The 15,641-nt window shown below is 71.8% G+C and carries 14 protein-coding genes; 7 read left to right on the top strand and 7 right to left on the bottom strand.

Going from position 1 to position 15,641, the window contains the following annotated elements; all coding sequences use genetic code 11:
• Nucleotides 1–113: 113 nt before the first annotated feature.
• From SY2F82_RS17880 to SY2F82_RS17870, 3 genes are all read right to left on the bottom strand, one after another.
• Nucleotides 114–719 (bottom strand): hypothetical protein, encoded by a 606-nt coding sequence (locus SY2F82_RS17880; RefSeq protein ID WP_200420099.1) that lies wholly within the window; start codon nt 717–719, stop codon nt 114–116.
• A gap of 283 nt (nt 720–1,002) precedes the next feature.
• Nucleotides 1,003–1,830 carry an MOSC domain-containing protein gene (locus SY2F82_RS17875; RefSeq protein ID WP_200420098.1) on the bottom strand — a complete coding sequence of 276 codons (828 nt, stop codon included), beginning with the start codon at nt 1,828–1,830 and terminating at the stop codon, nt 1,003–1,005.
• 46 nt (nt 1,831–1,876) lie between these two features.
• Entirely contained in the window at nt 1,877–2,329 is a 453-nt protein-coding gene (locus SY2F82_RS17870; RefSeq protein ID WP_200420097.1) for a DUF6643 family protein, read from the bottom strand.
• Between the two features lie 294 nt (nt 2,330–2,623).
• On the opposite strand from SY2F82_RS17870, the gene SY2F82_RS17865 reads away from it, so the two are divergent.
• The gene (locus SY2F82_RS17865; RefSeq protein WP_200420096.1) at nt 2,624–3,841 is read left to right on the top strand and encodes a TerD family protein; all 1,218 of its coding nucleotides are present in this window, start codon (nt 2,624–2,626) and stop codon (nt 3,839–3,841) included.
• A 42-nt stretch (nt 3,842–3,883) separates the two neighbouring features.
• Here the strand turns inward: SY2F82_RS17865 and SY2F82_RS17860 are convergent, their stop codons facing one another.
• On the bottom strand, nt 3,884–5,059 hold the full coding sequence (locus tag SY2F82_RS17860; protein WP_200420095.1) for a glycosyltransferase: 1,176 nt from the start codon (nt 5,057–5,059) through the stop codon (nt 3,884–3,886).
• Nucleotides 5,060–5,115: 56 nt separating this feature from the next.
• Here SY2F82_RS17860 and SY2F82_RS17855 point away from each other — a divergent pair, with 56 nt between their 5' ends.
• Both SY2F82_RS17855 and SY2F82_RS17850 read left to right on the top strand, forming a co-directional pair.
• Nucleotides 5,116–5,901 carry a glutamate racemase gene (locus tag SY2F82_RS17855; RefSeq protein WP_200420094.1) on the top strand — a complete coding sequence of 262 codons (786 nt, stop codon included), beginning with the start codon at nt 5,116–5,118 and terminating at the stop codon, nt 5,899–5,901.
• 90 nt (nt 5,902–5,991) lie between these two features.
• Complete coding sequence (locus tag SY2F82_RS17850; protein WP_200420093.1) at nt 5,992–6,537, top strand: hypothetical protein; 546 nt, start codon at nt 5,992–5,994, stop codon at nt 6,535–6,537.
• A 120-nt stretch (nt 6,538–6,657) separates the two neighbouring features.
• Here SY2F82_RS17850 and SY2F82_RS17845 read toward each other — a convergent pair whose 3' ends face one another.
• Nucleotides 6,658–7,707, bottom strand: coding sequence for an O-antigen ligase family protein (locus tag SY2F82_RS17845; RefSeq protein WP_236041597.1), 1,050 nt, complete (start codon nt 7,705–7,707; stop codon nt 6,658–6,660).
• Nucleotides 7,708–7,928: 221 nt separating this feature from the next.
• On the opposite strand from SY2F82_RS17845, the gene lnt reads away from it, so the two are divergent.
• The 4 genes from lnt to SY2F82_RS17825 all read left to right on the top strand — a co-directional run bounded on the left by lnt (nt 7,929) and on the right by SY2F82_RS17825 (nt 12,913).
• On the top strand, nt 7,929–9,593 hold the full coding sequence (gene lnt, locus SY2F82_RS17840; protein WP_200420091.1) for an apolipoprotein N-acyltransferase: 1,665 nt from the start codon (nt 7,929–7,931) through the stop codon (nt 9,591–9,593).
• Between the two features lie 9 nt (nt 9,594–9,602).
• The gene (locus tag SY2F82_RS17835) at nt 9,603–10,082 is read left to right on the top strand and encodes an NUDIX domain-containing protein (RefSeq protein WP_200420090.1); all 480 of its coding nucleotides are present in this window, start codon (nt 9,603–9,605) and stop codon (nt 10,080–10,082) included.
• Nucleotides 10,083–10,136: 54 nt separating this feature from the next.
• Nucleotides 10,137–10,925 carry a 3-hydroxybutyrate dehydrogenase gene (locus SY2F82_RS17830; protein WP_200420089.1) on the top strand — a complete coding sequence of 263 codons (789 nt, stop codon included), beginning with the start codon at nt 10,137–10,139 and terminating at the stop codon, nt 10,923–10,925.
• Between the two features lie 68 nt (nt 10,926–10,993).
• On the top strand, nt 10,994–12,913 hold the full coding sequence (locus SY2F82_RS17825; RefSeq protein WP_200420088.1) for a GAF domain-containing protein: 1,920 nt from the start codon (nt 10,994–10,996) through the stop codon (nt 12,911–12,913).
• Nucleotides 12,914–13,001: 88 nt separating this feature from the next.
• Here the strand turns inward: SY2F82_RS17825 and SY2F82_RS17820 are convergent, their stop codons facing one another.
• Both SY2F82_RS17820 and SY2F82_RS17815 read right to left on the bottom strand, forming a co-directional pair.
• A complete protein-coding gene (locus SY2F82_RS17820) occupies nt 13,002–14,384 on the bottom strand; it encodes an MFS transporter (RefSeq protein ID WP_200420087.1) in 1,383 nt (460 codons plus the stop codon).
• Nucleotides 14,385–14,921: 537 nt separating this feature from the next.
• Complete coding sequence (locus SY2F82_RS17815; RefSeq protein ID WP_200420086.1) at nt 14,922–15,596, bottom strand: hypothetical protein; 675 nt, start codon at nt 15,594–15,596, stop codon at nt 14,922–14,924.
• Nucleotides 15,597–15,641: the final 45 nt, after the last annotated feature.

The following is a 15,641-nucleotide window of genomic DNA, read 5'->3' as shown; positions in this document are numbered from 1 at the left end:
CTGCTGTGCCCCCACCTCGTTGTTCACGCGGGTTCTCGCGAAGATGCCGGACGGCCCGGCGGGTCCACCGTAGCGTGCGGGGACGAGGCCGGTTGACCGGAGGCCGAACGCCGTCAACTGCCCGCGCCGGTACGGCCCCAGTCCGGGCCCGCCTTGTCCCACGCCTGGTCCCAGCGGGCGTAGCGGCGCAGGACCAGGCGCCAGACGATCAGCCGGCGGCAGCCCTCGATGAGTCCCGCGGTCGTCGCGGCCGCGCCGAGACCGGCCAGCACGGCGTGCGTCGTGGCGGTGGCGCTGTCCAGCGGGCGGGCGGTCATTCGGCCGTGGCCGTCGGTCCAGAGCGGGAAGCGGTCGCCCGGGTGCGGGGACGACAGGGTGGCCAGAACCTCGCCGTGCTGTGCCGTGCCGTCAGGGGCGGTCCAGTCGGCGAGAACGCGGCTGTGCGCGTCCCGGGTCGTCGAGGAGTCCGGATCGGGGTCCAGCGGGCCACGGTTGAGCTGTTTGACGACGGTGGCCGCCACCTGGTGACGGCTGTGCTGCTGGGCCCGTACGGAGCGCTGCAGGGAGTCCTGGGCGACCGAGCCGATCAGCGACCCGGCGAGGGGCGCGGCGACGAGGATCAGCAGCAGGGCGACCAGCGCCACCCATGCCTCGATCAGGTCGGTCGTACGGCGCAGCGGATTGTGCCGCCAGCGCCACAGGCCGTTGATTGCTCGCACGTCCCGCACCCCCTTCCGCGTCCGTGATAACCCCCGCACCCGGCCGTTCACTCGCGAGGGCGGGTAAGAGAGAGGGAAATCACCTCTCTCCCGCCCCGCACGCCTCTCACGAACTTCTCATGCGGACTCAACGACCGCGGCCCTCGTCCCGGTTCCCGCCCGTGCGTGGCATCGAGGCCTTACTCGCTCCGGATTGGGAGCATCCTGTTCCGCACTGTGGCGTGGGCAGCCGGAAACGGCTCGGCCCGGTCGGGGGGAAACGGCCGGCGCGGCCGGCCGGGACCTATTCGAGGATCGCGACCGGGTCGCCGACGCGGACCAGGCCGGTCGTCTCCGGTACGAGGTTCTGCCCGAAGGCGAGTCGGCCGCCGAAGCGCCGGTGGCGGGCGAGCGTGCGCAGCGGCTCCTTGCCGCGCTCGGCGGTGCTCTGGTCCGTGGTGGTCACGACACAGCGCCCGCACATCTTGGCGACCCGGAACGTGACCTCGCCGATGGAGATCCGCTTCCAGCCGTCCTCGGCCCAGGGCTCGGTTCCGGTGACGACGAGGTTCGGCCGGAACCGGTTCATGGGCAGCGGGCCCTCGTCGACGTGATCACCCTGTGCGATCAGGGAGTTGAGGGCATCCAGGGAGGCGACCGAGGTGAGCAGCAGCGGGTAGGCGTCCGCCAGGCTCACGGTCTCGCCCGGGCGCCCGTACGGCGGGTCGTCGATCGGGCGGCGGGTGGCCGGATCGTCGAGGTGGACGAGGGTCACATGCTCACCGAGGAAGGCGCTGAACCACTCGCTCGCCTCGGGGCCTGCGGGAACCGTCTCGATCTTCTCTCCCGCCCACTTCGCGGCCGTCGTACCGACGGGATCGGGCACGGGGACGGTCAGCGGCTCAAGAGCTTCCGCGGACACCCGGACACCACCGCCGGGCAGCGGCTCGGCGGCCGCCAACGCCAGAGTCGGGTGCTCGCGCTGGGTGACGACCTTGCCGGTGCCGTCGAGCAGTGCCCAGCGCCGGTCCCCGGCCAGCCCCCATGGCTCCACCACGGCCTCGTGGGGCGCCTGGCCCCGCAGTGCCTTGACCGGGTGGACGTGAATCGAGTGCAGCGCTGAATTCGGCATGAGGCCATCGTGCCACCGGCATCGACGGCCTCACGCGGTTCGCGGATCAGTATCCGCGGTACTGCTGCCCGTTGTTGTACGGGTCCTGGTAGGGCGTCGGGGCCGGCCGCTGCGCCGCGGGGCGCATCGACTCGTAGCCCGAGGCCATTGGGCGCGGCTGCTGCATCTGCTGCATCTGCTGCGGGGCCGGGTAGCCGCGCGGCCCCGCCTGCTGCGGGATGTACGCGGTCGGGGCCTGCTGCAGCGGTGCGGGCTGTGGTGTCTGGGGGTGGGGGTAGCCGTACGCCGGGGCCTGATGGGAGGGCCCGGACGGCAGCGCGGGCAGCGCCGACGGCAGTGCGGGCAGGCTACTGCCCGGCGTCTCGTACGCGGAGGGGACCCGGATCGGAGCGATCTGCGGGGTGCCCCGCTCGGCGACGAGCTTGTCGTAGATCGGAGTGTCCGGGAAGGGCGACGCGGAGTAGTAACCGCCGCCATAGGTGGAGCGGGGGGAGGTCATGGGACATAAGTTAAGCCCACGATGTGCTGGTTGGGGAGACCGATAAGAGGGTTGTTTTCCGTGCCGTGGGTGACGCGGGATCCTCAATGCGAGCGAACTTGGCAAAAAAGGGCGGCAAACGGGGCCCGGATCCTGTAAAGGCCGAGTTCCGGGTGGGTTACCGGCGGTTGAGCAGCGGTCTTGCGGGGCGGGTCGTGGGAGTGCGGGCCCCGGGAGGAATAGGTTTGGGCCCCAAGGATGCGAGGCGCTGCCCGGGCCCGGTCCCGGCGTGGCGAAAGGTGGATGGGGGCGGACATGTCGATGGCGAAGGGGTCCAACCTTCAGGTGCCGACCACGGCGCTGCGCGTCGAACTGGGCCGGCGTTCCGGACCGGGCGTGCCCGACGCGGACGCCTCGGCGCTGCTGCTGGTCTCCGGCAGGGTCCGTACGGACGCAGACCTCGTCTTCTACAACCAGCCCGCGCATCCCTCCGGCGCGGTGCGCCACGAGGGCAAGCAGGACCTGGGCGGCCAGGTCACGGACACCCTCCTCGTCGACCTCACGCGCATGGAGCCCGAGGTCGAGACGGTGGTGCTCGCCGCCTCGGCCGACGGCGGCACGTTCGGCCAGGTGCCCGGCCTGTACATCCGGGTGCTCGACGCCCGGCAGGGCACGGAGGTCGCGCGCTTCGACCCCGCCGCCACCGTCGAGACGGCGTTCGTGCTGGGGGAGTTCTACCGCCGCCAGGGTGCCTGGAAGTTCCGCGCCGTCGGCCAGGGCTACAGCAGCGGACTCGAGGGCCTGGCCACGGACTACGGGATCACGGTGGACGAGCCGCAGCACGCCGCGCCCCCGCCTCCGCCCCCCGCCGCGCCGGCGGCATCCCCCGCCCCGGTACGCCTCACCAAGGTCACGCTCACCAAGCAGGCCCCCACCGTCTCGCTGGCCAAACAGGGCGGCACCTCCGGGGCGATGCGCGTCAACCTCAACTGGCAGGTGCGCGGGCAGTACTCCGGAGGGGGCCGCGAACAGGGCCGGGCGTTGCCCCGCCACGCGGACCTCGACCTGGACCTGTGCGCCCTGTACGAGCTGTCCGACGGCAGCAAGGGCGTCGTCCAGGCGCTCGGCAACGCCTTCGGCTCGCTGCACCGGCCGCCGTACATCCACCTCGACGGCGACGACCGCACCGGAGCCCTGGACACCGGCGAGAACCTCACCGTCAATCTCGACCACAAGGACCGCTTCCGGCGCGTCCTCGTCTTCGTGACCATCTACGAAGGCGCCCGGTCCTTCGCCGACCTGCACGCGACGGTCACGCTCCAGCCGCAGCACGGCGCCCCCGTCGAGTTCTTCCTGGACGAGTGCACGGTTCCCTCCACCGTGTGCGCGCTCGCCCTCATCACGAACACCGGCGGCGACCTGGTCGTCCAGCGCGAGGCCCGCTATCTCGTCCCGGAGCGCGGGGTCAGCCCGCAGCGCACCGTCGACCGGGCCTACGGATGGGGCATGAACTGGACACCGGGCAGGAAGTGACCGGATCGTGCGCCATCGCCATCGCCATCGCCTCCGGACCGCTCACCGCTCGTCCAGCACCGCGTCCGGGCGCGTGTACGTGCGGCCCTTCCATGCCGCGCCACGCCCCCGGTAGTGCTGCACCGCCGAATCGACCGTCATCAGCAGGTACAGGAAAGCGGTGACCGACAGCAGCGGAGCGAGCCACAGCGGCTGACGGTAGTAGCGCAGCATGGGCACGTACGTCGCCGTCATCACCGCCTTCGCGAGCCCGCCCACCACCACGGCAGCCACGTCTTTGGTGACGATCCCGGCGACCAGCGCGACGGACGGCACCAGGTAGACCAGGGTGAGTCCGAGCACCGTACCGACGAGCAGCAGCGGATTGTGCCTGAGCTGGGCGTAGGCACTGCGCGAGACCATCCGCCACAGGTCGTGCAGCCGCGGGTACGGGCGCACGCTGTCGACCCGGTCGGCAAGCCCCAGCCAGATGTGGCCGCCGCTCCTCTTGACCGCGCGAGCGAGCGCCACATCGTCGATGACGGCCTGCCGGACAGCGTCCGGAATCCGCGCCCGTTCGGCCGCGTCGGCCCGTAGCAGCACGCAGCCGCCCGCCGCGGCCGCCGTCCGCGACCCCTTGACCGCGATCCACCGGAAGGGATACAGCTGCGAGAAGAAGTACACGAAAGCGGGCACGACGAGCCTCTCCCACACGCTCTTCACCCGCAGCCGCGCCATCTGGGAGACGAGGTCGAAGCCGCCGGTGCGCGCGGCCGCCACCAACTCCCGCAGGCTGTCGGGCGCGTGGGCGATGTCGGCGTCCGTCAGAAGCAGATACTCGGGCGCACGCGCGCGTGCCAGTGCGATTCCGTGGCGTACGGCCCACAACTTGCCCGTCCAGCCCCGAGGAGGCTCGCCGGGGGAGCCCACGGTGAGCGGCAGCCCACCGTGTCGCTCCGCCAGCTCGCGGGCCAGCTCCCCGGTGCCGTCGGAACTGCCGTCATCGATCAGGAAGACCTCGGCGCGCCCGGGATAGTCCTGCGCGAGCAACGAGGGGAGACTGTGCGGGAGTACGGCGGCCTCGTCCCGCGCCGGTACGACCACACAGACGGACGGCCACTCCTCGGGGTCCCGGCGCGGCGGCAACCGCACATCCGTACGCCAGAAGAAGCCCTGGCCGAGCAGCAGCCACATCCAGGCTGCCAGTGACGCGACGGCGATCCACACAACGGCACTCACCCGTGGCAGTCTGCCCCACCACGGGGTCCGTTGGGCGCATCGTCTATGGTTGCCGGGTGAAGATCGCGCTCATGGACTCCGGAATCGGACTGCTGCCGGCCGCCGCCGCGGTACGCCGTCTGCGGCCAGACGCGGACCTTGTCCTCTCCTGGGACCCCGACGGGATGCCGTGGGGGCCGCGCACACCGGAGGACATCACGGAGCGGGCGCTGGCCGTCGCGGAGGCCGCCGCCGCCCATGGTCCCGATGTCCTGATCGTCGCCTGCAACACCGCGTCCGTGCACTCGCTGCCGGAGATGCGTGCCCGTTTCGAACCGGACCTGCCGATCATCGGCACCGTCCCGGCGATCAAGCCGGCCGCCGCAGGGGGTGGACCCGTCGCGATCTGGGCCACGCCCGCAACCACGGGCAGCCCCTACCAGCGGGGGCTCATCCAGGAGTTCGCCGACGGCGTGACGGTGACCGAGGTGCCGTGCCCCGGACTCGCGGACGCCGTGCACCATGCGGACGAATCCGCGACGGAGGCCGCGATCGCCGCCGCTGCGGCGCTCACCCCGGACGATGTCACGACTGTCGTGCTCGGCTGCACCAACTACGAACTGGTCGCCGACCGCATCCGCGAAGCCGTGCAGAAGCCCGGCGCGGCGCCGCTCATCCTGCACGGAAGCGCCGGGGCGGTGGCCGCGCAGGCGCTGCGCCGCATCGGTGAGGACCCGGCGCCGGAGGTTCCCGCCGAGGGCGGTCTGACGGTCCTGCTCAGCGGTCGGGAGGGCGTACTGCCGGCCGAGGCGCTGACGTACCCCGAGGGCAGGTTCCTGCAGGCGGTCAGCCCGGCGCGGTGAGCGACGCGGCGGCAGAACCGGCTCTTGGCCCGAACCGGTGATGCCGCACGATGCGGTGCCCCCGTTACGGAACATGGGTACTCTCGTGGCATGAGGGACCACCCCCACGGCGACGAAGCCCCGCACCCCGACATCTGGACAGGGCGGGCGACGAATCGGGCGCAGTGGCTGGCGGCGCTCGTCGGTGCGGCCTGCATGGCGCTCGGCATCGAACTGGCCGTCGACTCCGCCTGGTCGTCCGGCATCGCCCCGCTCGTCATGTCGGTCGTGGGCTGTATCGCGGCCGGCCTGCTGGTCCTCTTCGGCACGCTTGCGTTCGTGCACGTCGCCGTGAAGGTCGACAAGGAATGCCTTGAGGTGCGCTGCGGCCACATAGGTGTGCCGCGCCGCCGCATCCCCCTCGCCCACGTGGCCGGCGCCGAATTCGTGCCCCGCGTCACACCACGCCATTGGGGCGGCTGGGGCTACCGCTGGAGGCCCGAGAAGGGCACCGCCGTCGTCGTACGGCGTGGTGAGGGTCTCGTCCTGCGCCTGTGGGACGGCCACACCTTCACGATCACCGTGGACAACGCCGAGACGGCGGTACGGGTCATCCGCGCCCGGCTGCATCCGACGCTTCCCGGCGCCACCCACTGACTGCTCTCTTCCTTCTCCTCTATTACTCGATCACTCGTATTACTCGTATCACTGGCTTTACTCGTATCACTGGCTCGGCCACCTCTCTGGAGGCCGGGGTATCAGGGGCCGGCTTCCTCCTCATTCGTTCGGCGGCTCCTCGTCCACCAGCGGACGCGCGGTCGCGATCCCGGCCAGGAGCCCCGCTCCCGCCGTCACCGTCGTGAAGCTCAGCGCGTTGCCGAGCGACGCGATCACCGCCAGCGCCGTCAGCGCGGCGCCCGCCGTGAGGGCGAGCGGGGTGGGGCGCCGGGTGCGCCACAGCGCGTACAGCACCCAGCAGAAGACCGCCGCGAGCAGGGCCGCGCCGAGCAGCCCCTCCTCGGCGGCCTGCTGAAAGGGCGCGGAGTGCGGTTTGCCGTCGGGCAGGAGGGACTGCGCGGCCGTGACGCTCAGATCGCCGAAGCGGCCGGGCCCCACGCCCAGCGCGGGGTCCCGGTGAGCCAGCGCCAGCGCGTCGTGCCAGAGCAGAACCCGGTGCCGGCTGAGCTGGTCGGTCAGGAACGACCTCAGTCCTTCGGGGAGGAGGCCTTCCGTGATCCCCCAGGTCAGACCGGTCACCAGGGCCGCCACGAGCCCGAGAGCGGCGAGTGCCGGGGCGCGGTGCCGGGTCCGGTCGGCGGCGAGCGAGCACAGCAGCACACCGGTGCAGGCCACGAGCCCGGTCGTGGAACCGATCGCCGCCGCGACCACCGCGATGCCGGCGGCCGACAGACGCAGCGCCAGCCGTGCCGCGGGGCCCCTGGCGGCCCACGCGGCGCAGCACGCCGCCCCGGAGGAGAGCGTCAGCAGCGCGGCGGTCCCGCCGGTGCGCCCGAGCGGCACGGCGAACTGCGGGCCCACCGCGACGTGCGGGGCGGCCACGGCGAGTCCGACACCGGCCAGGGCGCCCGCGACGGGTGCAGCGACCGGGAGCAGCGCCCCGAAGATACGTCCGGCCGCGTATCCCGCGGCGACCGCGAGCACAGCGAGCAGGACGCCCTCGGGCCTGCCGCCGTGTGCGGCGGCCGTGATCAGCGACCACACCGCGCACCCGCCCAGCACCAGGACGCCCGCCGTGTCCGAGGCGTTGCGTCTCTCGTCCTCCGTGTCCGCGGCCCTGGCCTCGGACTCCGTCCCCGTGGATCCCACCGCCGCCCCCCTGTGACGGACCCGACCGTCCCGGCCGCCCCGTCCGGCCGTGGTGCAGAGCTCCGGCACACCGTATCGGGTGATGCGCCGGTTTGTGGACGGGTTGTGCAGAAACGATGCAGCAGGGGGCGGCCCATGTCCGGGCACAAGGGGCGGACCGTCCATGGTGCAGGCACGGGCCGCGCTGTCCGCGCCCTGGTCGCGCGCCGTAGACTCCCCGGGTGACCGTCACCGCAACATCCGTGGGCGAGCCGGAACAGCTCGAACCCGCGGCCGCACCAGCACCCGCCCACGGCGTCCGCCGGGTGCGGCGTGTCGTTCCGGCCGCCGCCGCGTCGCTGTCCGGCGTGCTGCTCTACGTCAGTTTTCCGCCCCGGACCCTGTGGTGGCTGGCCCTTTTTGCGTTCGCCGTCTTCGGCTGGGCCCTGCGCGGCCGTACCTGGAAGTCGGGGCTCGGCCTCGGCTATCTGTTCGGCCTCGGCTTTCTGCTGCCGCTGCTCGTGTGGACCGGCGTCGAGGTCGGCTCCGGACCATGGCTCGCGCTCGTCGCGGTGGAGGCGATCTTCATCGCGCTGGTCGGTGCGGGCATCGCGCTGGTCTCCCGGCTGCCCGCCTGGCCGGTGTGGGCGGCGGGCGTGTGGATCGCCGGAGAGGCGGCACGCGCGCGCGTGCCGTTCGGCGGCTTCCCCTGGGGGAAGATCGCCTTCGGTCAGGCGGACGGTGTCTTCCTGCCGCTCGCCGCGGTCGGCGGCACCCCGGTGCTCGGCTTCGCGGTCGTCCTGTGCGGCTTCGGGCTCTACGAGACAGCGCGGCTCGTCGTGGAGTGGCGGCGCACCGGAAACGCGCTGCGGCGCGGGGCGGCCGTCGCGGCGCTGATCAGCGTCGCCGCTCCCGTGGCGGGCGCTGTCGCCGCGCGCTCCCTGGTCAGCGACAAGGCGGAGGACGGGACCGCGACCGTGGCCGTCATCCAGGGCAACGTGCCGCGCTCCGGACTCGAGTTCAACGCCCAGCGACGCGCCGTCCTCGACTACCACGCGCGGGAGACCGAGCGTCTGGCCGCCGAGGTCAAGGCGGGCAAGGTCGCGCGGCCCGACTTCGTGCTGTGGCCCGAGAACTCCTCCGACGTCGACCCCTTCGCCAACCCCGACGCCGCCGCCGTGATCGACCACGCCGCCAAGGCGATCGGCGTGCCCATCTCGGTCGGCGGCGTCGTCGAGCGGGGCGGCAGGCTCTACAACGAGCAGATCCTGTGGGACCCGGCCAAGGGCCCGGTCGACACCTACGACAAGCGGCAGGTGCAGCCGTTCGGCGAGTACCTTCCGCTGCGCTCGTTGCTGAACGCCATCAACCCCGACTGGACGGCGATGGTCCGCCAGGACTTCAGCCGGGGACACAAGCCCGGGGTGTTCACCATGGCGGGCGCCAAGGTGGGGCTGGTCACCTGCTACGAGGCGGCCTTCGACTGGACGGTGCGCTCGACCGTCACCGACGGCGCCCAGCTGATCTCGGTGCCCAGCAACAACGCGACCTTCGACCGCAGCGAGATGACCTACCAGCAGCTCGCCATGTCCCGTGTGCGGGCGGTGGAGCACAGCCGTACCGTCACCGTCCCGGTGACCAGCGGCGTCAGCGCCATCATCATGCCCGACGGGAGGATCACCCAGCGCACGGGCATGTTCGTCGCCGACTCGCTCGTCCAGAAGGTGCCACTGCGCTCGTACACGACCCCCGCCACCCGGCTCGGCACCCTCCCCGAGATGCTCCTGGTGCTTGTGGCGGCCGGCGGCCTCGGGTGGGCGGCGGCGTCGGCGGCACGCGGCCGCCGCGACCGCCACGTCCAGGTCGTCCGTCCGGAAGACGCGGGAGTGGCGGAACCGACCCGCTAGGGTCGGCCCATGGCTACTCCCGACTTCATCCGGACCATCCGGGCCTCCGCCGGTCACCAGCTGCTCTGGCTCCCCGGCGTCACCGCCATCGTCTTCGACGACGACGGCAGGGTGCTGCTGGGACGCCGGAGCGACACCGGCCGGTGGTCGGCGATCGGCGGCATCCCGGAGCCGGGGGAGCAGCCCGCGGCCTGCGCCGTGCGCGAGGTCTACGAGGAGACGGCCGTGCGGTGCGTGGCCGAACGCGTGGTCCTCGTGCAGGCCCTGACTCCGGTGACCTACGGCAACGGCGACACCTGCCAGTTCATGGACATCACATTCCGCTGCCGGGCCGTCGGGGGCGAAGCGCGCGTGAACGACGACGAGTCCCTGGAGGTCGGCTGGTTCCCGGTGGACTCTCTGCCGGAGCTGAACGAGCACGGCCTGGCGCGGATCAAGCAGGCCCTGTCGGATGCACCCACATGGTTCGACCCCACGAATCCACTGTGAAGTATGGGTGATGACCATATGGGGTGGGGCACCAGCACTGCTTAGGGTCGGCACATGACCGCGCCCCACCCCCACACCACCTCAGTCGATCTCGGCGGACGAACCGCCCTCGTCACCGGCGCCGCCGGCGGCATCGGCCGCGCCTGCGCGCTGCGGCTGGCCGCCGCCGGGGCCAAGGTGAGAGCGGTCGACCGGGACGCCGCCGGCCTCGACGCCCTCGCCGGCACGGCCCGCGACCTCGCGGGCACCGTCGAACCACACGTTCTGGACCTCACCGACCTGGACGCCGCCGAACACGCCGCCGCCGGCACCGACATCCTCGTCAACAACGCCGGGATCCAACTGGTCCGGCCGCTCGAGGAGTTCCCGCCCGACGTGTTCCACACCGTCCTGACGGTGATGCTGGAAGCCCCGTTCCGGCTCATCCGCGGAGCGCTGCCCCATATGTACGGGCAGGGCTGGGGCCGTATCGTCAACATCTCGTCGGTCCACGGGCTGCGCGCCTCTGCGTACAAGGCGGCGTACGTCTCCGCCAAGCACGGGCTGGAAGGACTCTCGAAGACCGCCGCCCTGGAAGGCGCCCCGCACGGCGTCACGTCGAACTGTGTGAACCCGGCGTACGTGCGTACCCCCCTCGTGGAGAAGCAGCTCGCCGACCAGGCACGGGCGCACGGAATCCCCGAGGAACGCGTGCTGTCCGAGGTCCTGCTCCAGGACAGCGCCGTCAAACGGCTGATCGAACCGGAGGAGGTCGCCGAGGCGGTGGCCTATCTGTGCAGCCCGCAGGCGTCCTTCATCACCGGTACGTCGCTGGTCCTGGACGGCGGCTGGACCGCCCACTGAACAGGAACATGTCGGAAGTTGTCCACAGGCCCGATGGGTCCGGGCCGGTCGTGGGCCATTCTGGGGGCATGTCCCGCGATCACGTACAGTCCGCGCAGCGCCCCGGCACCGGCGCCGAGGCGCCCTTCCTGGAGCTCCTGGCCCGGGGCGCGTCGGCCGACGCCTACGAGCAGCCGGTGCTGCTCGCCCGCGCCGAGGGCCTGCCGCCCGAGCGTATCCGCGCGCTCGAGCAGGCCAAGCGGCTCGCGCTGCACGTGCGCGCCGAGATGGAAGGCAGACGCCGCCGCGAGGCGGAGCTGTCCGCGCTCTTCGAGACCGCCCACGACCTGGCCGGGCTGCGCGATCTCGACGCCGTCCTGCAGGCGATCGTCCAGCGCGCCCGCTCCCTGCTGAGCACCGACGTCGCCTATCTCACCCTGCACGACGAGGCCGCGGGCGACACCTATATGAGGGTCACCGAGGGGTCGGTCGCCGCCCGCTTCCAGCAGCTCAGGCTCGGCATGGGGGAGGGGCTCGGCGGGCTCGTCGCCCAGACCGCCCGCCCCTATGTGACCCCCGACTACTTCGAGGACGACCGCTTCCAGCACACCCGGACGATCGACACGGGCGTGCGAGACGAGGGGCTCGTGGCGATCCTCGGCGTGCCGCTGATGATCGGCGCCCAGGTCATCGGAGTGCTGTTCGCCGCCGACCGGCGGGCCCGGGTCTTCGAGCGTGAGGAGATCGCGCTCCTCGGTTCGTTCGCGGCGCTGGCCGCCGCCGCCATCGACACCGCCAACCTCCTCACCGAGACACGTTCGGCCCTGGACCGGCTCGCCCGTGCCAACGAGATCATCCGCGACCGCAGCGCGGTCATCGAGCGCGCCTCGGACGTCCACGACCGGCTCGCCGAACTCGTCCTGCGCGGCGGCGGCGTCCACGACGTGGCGGCGGCGGTGTCCCAGGTCCTGGACGGCACGGTCGAGTTCACCGAGGTGGACGCCGCGCCCGCCGCGCCCCTGGAGGCCTCCCGAGCAGAGGGCCACGCCGTACGGCACGGGGACGACTGGATCGCCGCCGTGACCGCCGGCGGCGAACTGCTCGGCGCGCTGGTGCTGCGCGGCCATCCGGGGCTCGACCCCGTCGACCAGCGCACCCTGGAGCGCGCGGCCATGGTCACCTCCCTGCTGCTGCTCGCCCGCCGCTCGGCCGTCGAGGCCGAACAGCGCGTCCGGGGCGAGCTGCTGGACGACCTGCTCGACGGCCGCGACCGCGATCCGCGCGTGCTGCGCGAACGCGCCGCCCGGCTGCACGCGGACCTCGACGCCACCCACGTGGTGCTCGCCGCCCGCCTGGACGGCGCCGCCGCCGACGCAGACCAGGAGGCGGCCGCCCGCCGCCGTCTGTGGTCCGCCGCGTCCCACCTCGCGGCCACACGGCACGGACTCGCCGCCGCCCGCGACGGCGGCACGGTGTTGCTGCTGCCGCTGGAAGCGGGTGACACGGCGACGGACCTGGCCCGCCGCACCGCCCGGCACCTCGGCACCGCGGTCCACGAACCGGTCACCGTCGGCGCCTCCGCCCCCGTCGAGGACCTCACCGGTGACCCCGACGCCGTGGCCGCAGCCTACGCGGAGGGACAGCGCTGCCTCGACGCCCTTCGCCTGCTGGGCCGCGCCGGGGACGGGGCCGCCGCCGAGGACTTCGGCTTCCTGGGCCTGCTGCTCGCCGGGGACCGGGACATCGCCGCCTATGTCGGACGCACGATCGGTGAGGTCGTCGCCTACGACGAACGGCGCGGCACCGACCTCGTCCGCACGCTCGACGCGTACTTCGCCTGCGGGATGAGCCCGGCCCGCACCAAGGACGAACTCCACGTCCATGTGAACACGGTGGCGCAGCGCCTGGAGCGGGTGGGCCGGCTCCTCGGCGACGACTGGCAGAGCCCCGCCCGCGCCCTGGAGATACAACTGGCGCTTCGACTGCACCGGTTGTCGTACCGGCCCTGACGCTGAGCGGCTCACTCGGTACGCCGCTGGGAGACGCGCACCAGCCCCGCACGCGTGAACGCACGGGGCCGGACGGGAAGAGCCGGACTCAGACGGTCCGCGCGTCAGCGGCTCGGGCCGCCGAGGGCTCGGTGTCCGCGGACTCGACCCGGGCGAGGTCGCGATCGCGTGTCTCCTTGGCGGCACCGACCGCGATCAGGGTCAGGACGGCAGCGGCGATCACGTACAGGGCGATCGGCGTGGAACTGCCGTAGTCGGACAGCAGCGCGGTCGCGATGAGCGGGGCCGGAGCGCCGGCCGCCACCGACGCGAACTGGGCACCGATGGACGCACCCGAGTAGCGCACGCGGGTCGCGAACATCTCGGAGAAGAAGGCCGCCTGCGGCGCGTACATCGCCCCGTGCAGCACGAGACCGACGGTCACGGCAATGATCAGGTTCCCGAAGCCGCCGGTGTCGATGAGCGAGAAGAACGGGAACATCCACAGGCCGACTCCGGCCGCGCCCAGCAGATACACGGGCCGGCGGCCGATCCGGTCCGACAGCGCTCCCCAGGCCGGGATGACGGCGAAGTGGACGGCGGAGCCGATGAGGACGGCGTTGAGCGCCGTCTGCTTGGAGACGCCGGCCGACGTGGTGGCGTAGACGAGGATGAAGGCGGTGATCACGTAGTAGCTGATGTTCTCCGCCATGCGGGCGCCCATCGCGACCAGTATGTCCCGCCAGTGGTGGCGCAGCACGGACACCAGCGGCAACTTCTCCGCACCGCCGTCAGAGGCCGCCTTACGGGCCTCAGCCTGAGCCAACGCCTGCTGGAACACGGGCGATTCATCGACGGAGAGACGAATCCACAAACCGACGATCACCAGTACCCCGGACAGGAGGAACGGAATGCGCCAGCCCCAGGAGCCGAACGCGTCGTCGGAGAGCACAGCGGTCAGCAACGACAGCACACCTGTGGCGAGCAACTGCCCGGCCGGCGCGCCGGTCTGCGGCCACGAGGCCCAGAAGCCCCGCCGCCGGGCGTCGCCGTGCTCCGACACGAGCAGAACGGCGCCGCCCCACTCGCCGCCGAGCGCGAAGCCCTGCACCAGACGCAGCGTGGTGAGCAGCACGGGTGCGGCGCTGCCGACGGTGGCGTGCGTGGGCAGCAGCCCGATGGCGAAGGTCGCCCCGCCCATCAGCAGCAGACTCAGCACCAGCAGCTTCTTGCGCCCGAGCCGGTCGCCGTAGTGCCCGAACACCAGGGCCCCGAGCGGACGGGCGGCGAACCCGACCGCGTAGGTCAGGAACGACAGGAGCGTGCCGACCAGAGGGTCGGAGTCGGGGAAGAAGAGCTTGTTGAAGACGAGCGCGGCGGCGGACCCGTAGAGGAAGAAGTCGTACCACTCGATGGTGGTGCCGATGAGGCTGGCGGCGACGATCCTGGGGAGCTTGGCGGGCGTGGGTGGAGCGGATGCTGCGGAGGCCATGTGCGCCACTTCCTCGTGTGCGGTGGGGACGTTCGTGTGTCGCCACACCGTAGGAACGGGCAGGTCAGAGGCGTATGTGCTGGGACACCATAGTTCTGGGCGTGGGAGTGCGTGCGACCAACATGAAGGCGCTGTCAGGGCCTTGGACGATGGCCTCCACAAGATCGCGAAGGGCGCCATCCGAATTGCGCCGACCGCAGATCGGTCGTCGCCTGTCGTGTGGCGAGCGGTCATGCTCCGCCAGTCGAATGGAGCACCCAGCAGGTTCTTCGTCTGCCGGCGGTACAACTCTGGCACGCCGTGGAACTGGGCACATGGGTGCTGCCGAGGCGGGTCGTGGCCGGGTGGTGATGGGCTGGCCTCGAGCGAGGTGGCCACCGCGGGGCACCCGTCCGGCACGCGGCCCTCTGCCGTCCTGCGAACCCCGTCGTGGGACCCGTCGTGGGACCGCGGCTCCTCGTCCTGACGGCCCTGCTGAGCTGCCCTGGCTGCCTCGCGGGGTACGGACCGCGAGGCAGGAGGCGCGCGATCGCTGGATCAGCCTTGGACGACGAACGTCTTGGCCTTACTGGAGCGGCTGGAGCAGGACCGCTTCTCCTCAGCGGTCATTTTCCTGGACTTGACGACCACCGCGTTGCTCTGGCCGTCCGTCCCGTTCGGGGCGGGCCCGGTGATGACGTCGGGGACGAACCAGAAGTAGTGGCTCCACTTCCGGTCGTCGTAATGGGTCTGCCAAGTGCCGGAGACGGTCTGCATCACCTGCGCACGGGAGATCCAGCCGACTTCACCTGGCTTCACCGTCATGTTGACGGAGCTGGTCTCCGAGTGGGTGCTCGACCAGGTGTGGCTGTAAGTCGCTGTCACGCTGAGGTCGATGATTCCCGCTATCTTGCCGCCGGCGGTCACGGATACTCCCGCCGAGTCCGTGGAACCGACCGTGTCGGACCAGGTCATCGACTGGGTGGCAGGCGAGGTGCTGCAGTTGTAGAGCGAGTCGGAGACCCGGTGGAAGTCTCCGAGATACGCCCGGCCCAACTGCGGGTCGTTGAAGGTGCACTTCCCTTGCCCCGAGTCGCAGTCGGCGATGAGCTGTGCCCGGGTAGGCTGGTCGTCGGCCGATGCCGGAACGGCTATCGCCGCGACCATGCCGAGGGCAGCCGCTGAGAGCGCCAGTATCCGTCCGCCGTAGCGCATCCTGCGGTTGTTCGCCATACATGTGCCTTTCGCTGTGCATGAGGGGGGTCGGCGATCGCGTGA

Source organism: Streptomyces sp. Y2F8-2 (assembly GCF_014905555.1).
Taxonomy (GTDB): domain Bacteria; phylum Actinomycetota; class Actinomycetes; order Streptomycetales; family Streptomycetaceae; genus Streptomyces; species Streptomyces cynarae.
The sequence above is the reverse complement of the archived record's forward strand: the minus strand, read 5'-3'. Positions and strand labels throughout refer to the sequence as shown.

Coding starts and splice junctions, on each gene's coding strand:
- SY2F82_RS17875 (WP_200420098.1), bottom strand. CDS start 1,830: ATGCCGAATTCAGCGCTGCACTCGATTCACGTCCACCCGGTCAAGGCA.
- SY2F82_RS17870 (WP_200420097.1), bottom strand. CDS start 2,329: ATGACCTCCCCCCGCTCCACCTATGGCGGCGGTTACTACTCCGCGTCG.
- SY2F82_RS17865 (WP_200420096.1), top strand. CDS start 2,624: ATGTCGATGGCGAAGGGGTCCAACCTTCAGGTGCCGACCACGGCGCTG.
- SY2F82_RS17850 (WP_200420093.1), top strand. CDS start 5,992: ATGAGGGACCACCCCCACGGCGACGAAGCCCCGCACCCCGACATCTGG.
- SY2F82_RS17835 (WP_200420090.1), top strand. CDS start 9,603: ATGGCTACTCCCGACTTCATCCGGACCATCCGGGCCTCCGCCGGTCAC.
- SY2F82_RS17830 (WP_200420089.1), top strand. CDS start 10,137: ATGACCGCGCCCCACCCCCACACCACCTCAGTCGATCTCGGCGGACGA.
- SY2F82_RS17825 (WP_200420088.1), top strand. CDS start 10,994: ATGTCCCGCGATCACGTACAGTCCGCGCAGCGCCCCGGCACCGGCGCC.
- SY2F82_RS17820 (WP_200420087.1), bottom strand. CDS start 14,384: ATGGCCTCCGCAGCATCCGCTCCACCCACGCCCGCCAAGCTCCCCAGG.
- SY2F82_RS17815 (WP_200420086.1), bottom strand. CDS start 15,596: ATGGCGAACAACCGCAGGATGCGCTACGGCGGACGGATACTGGCGCTC.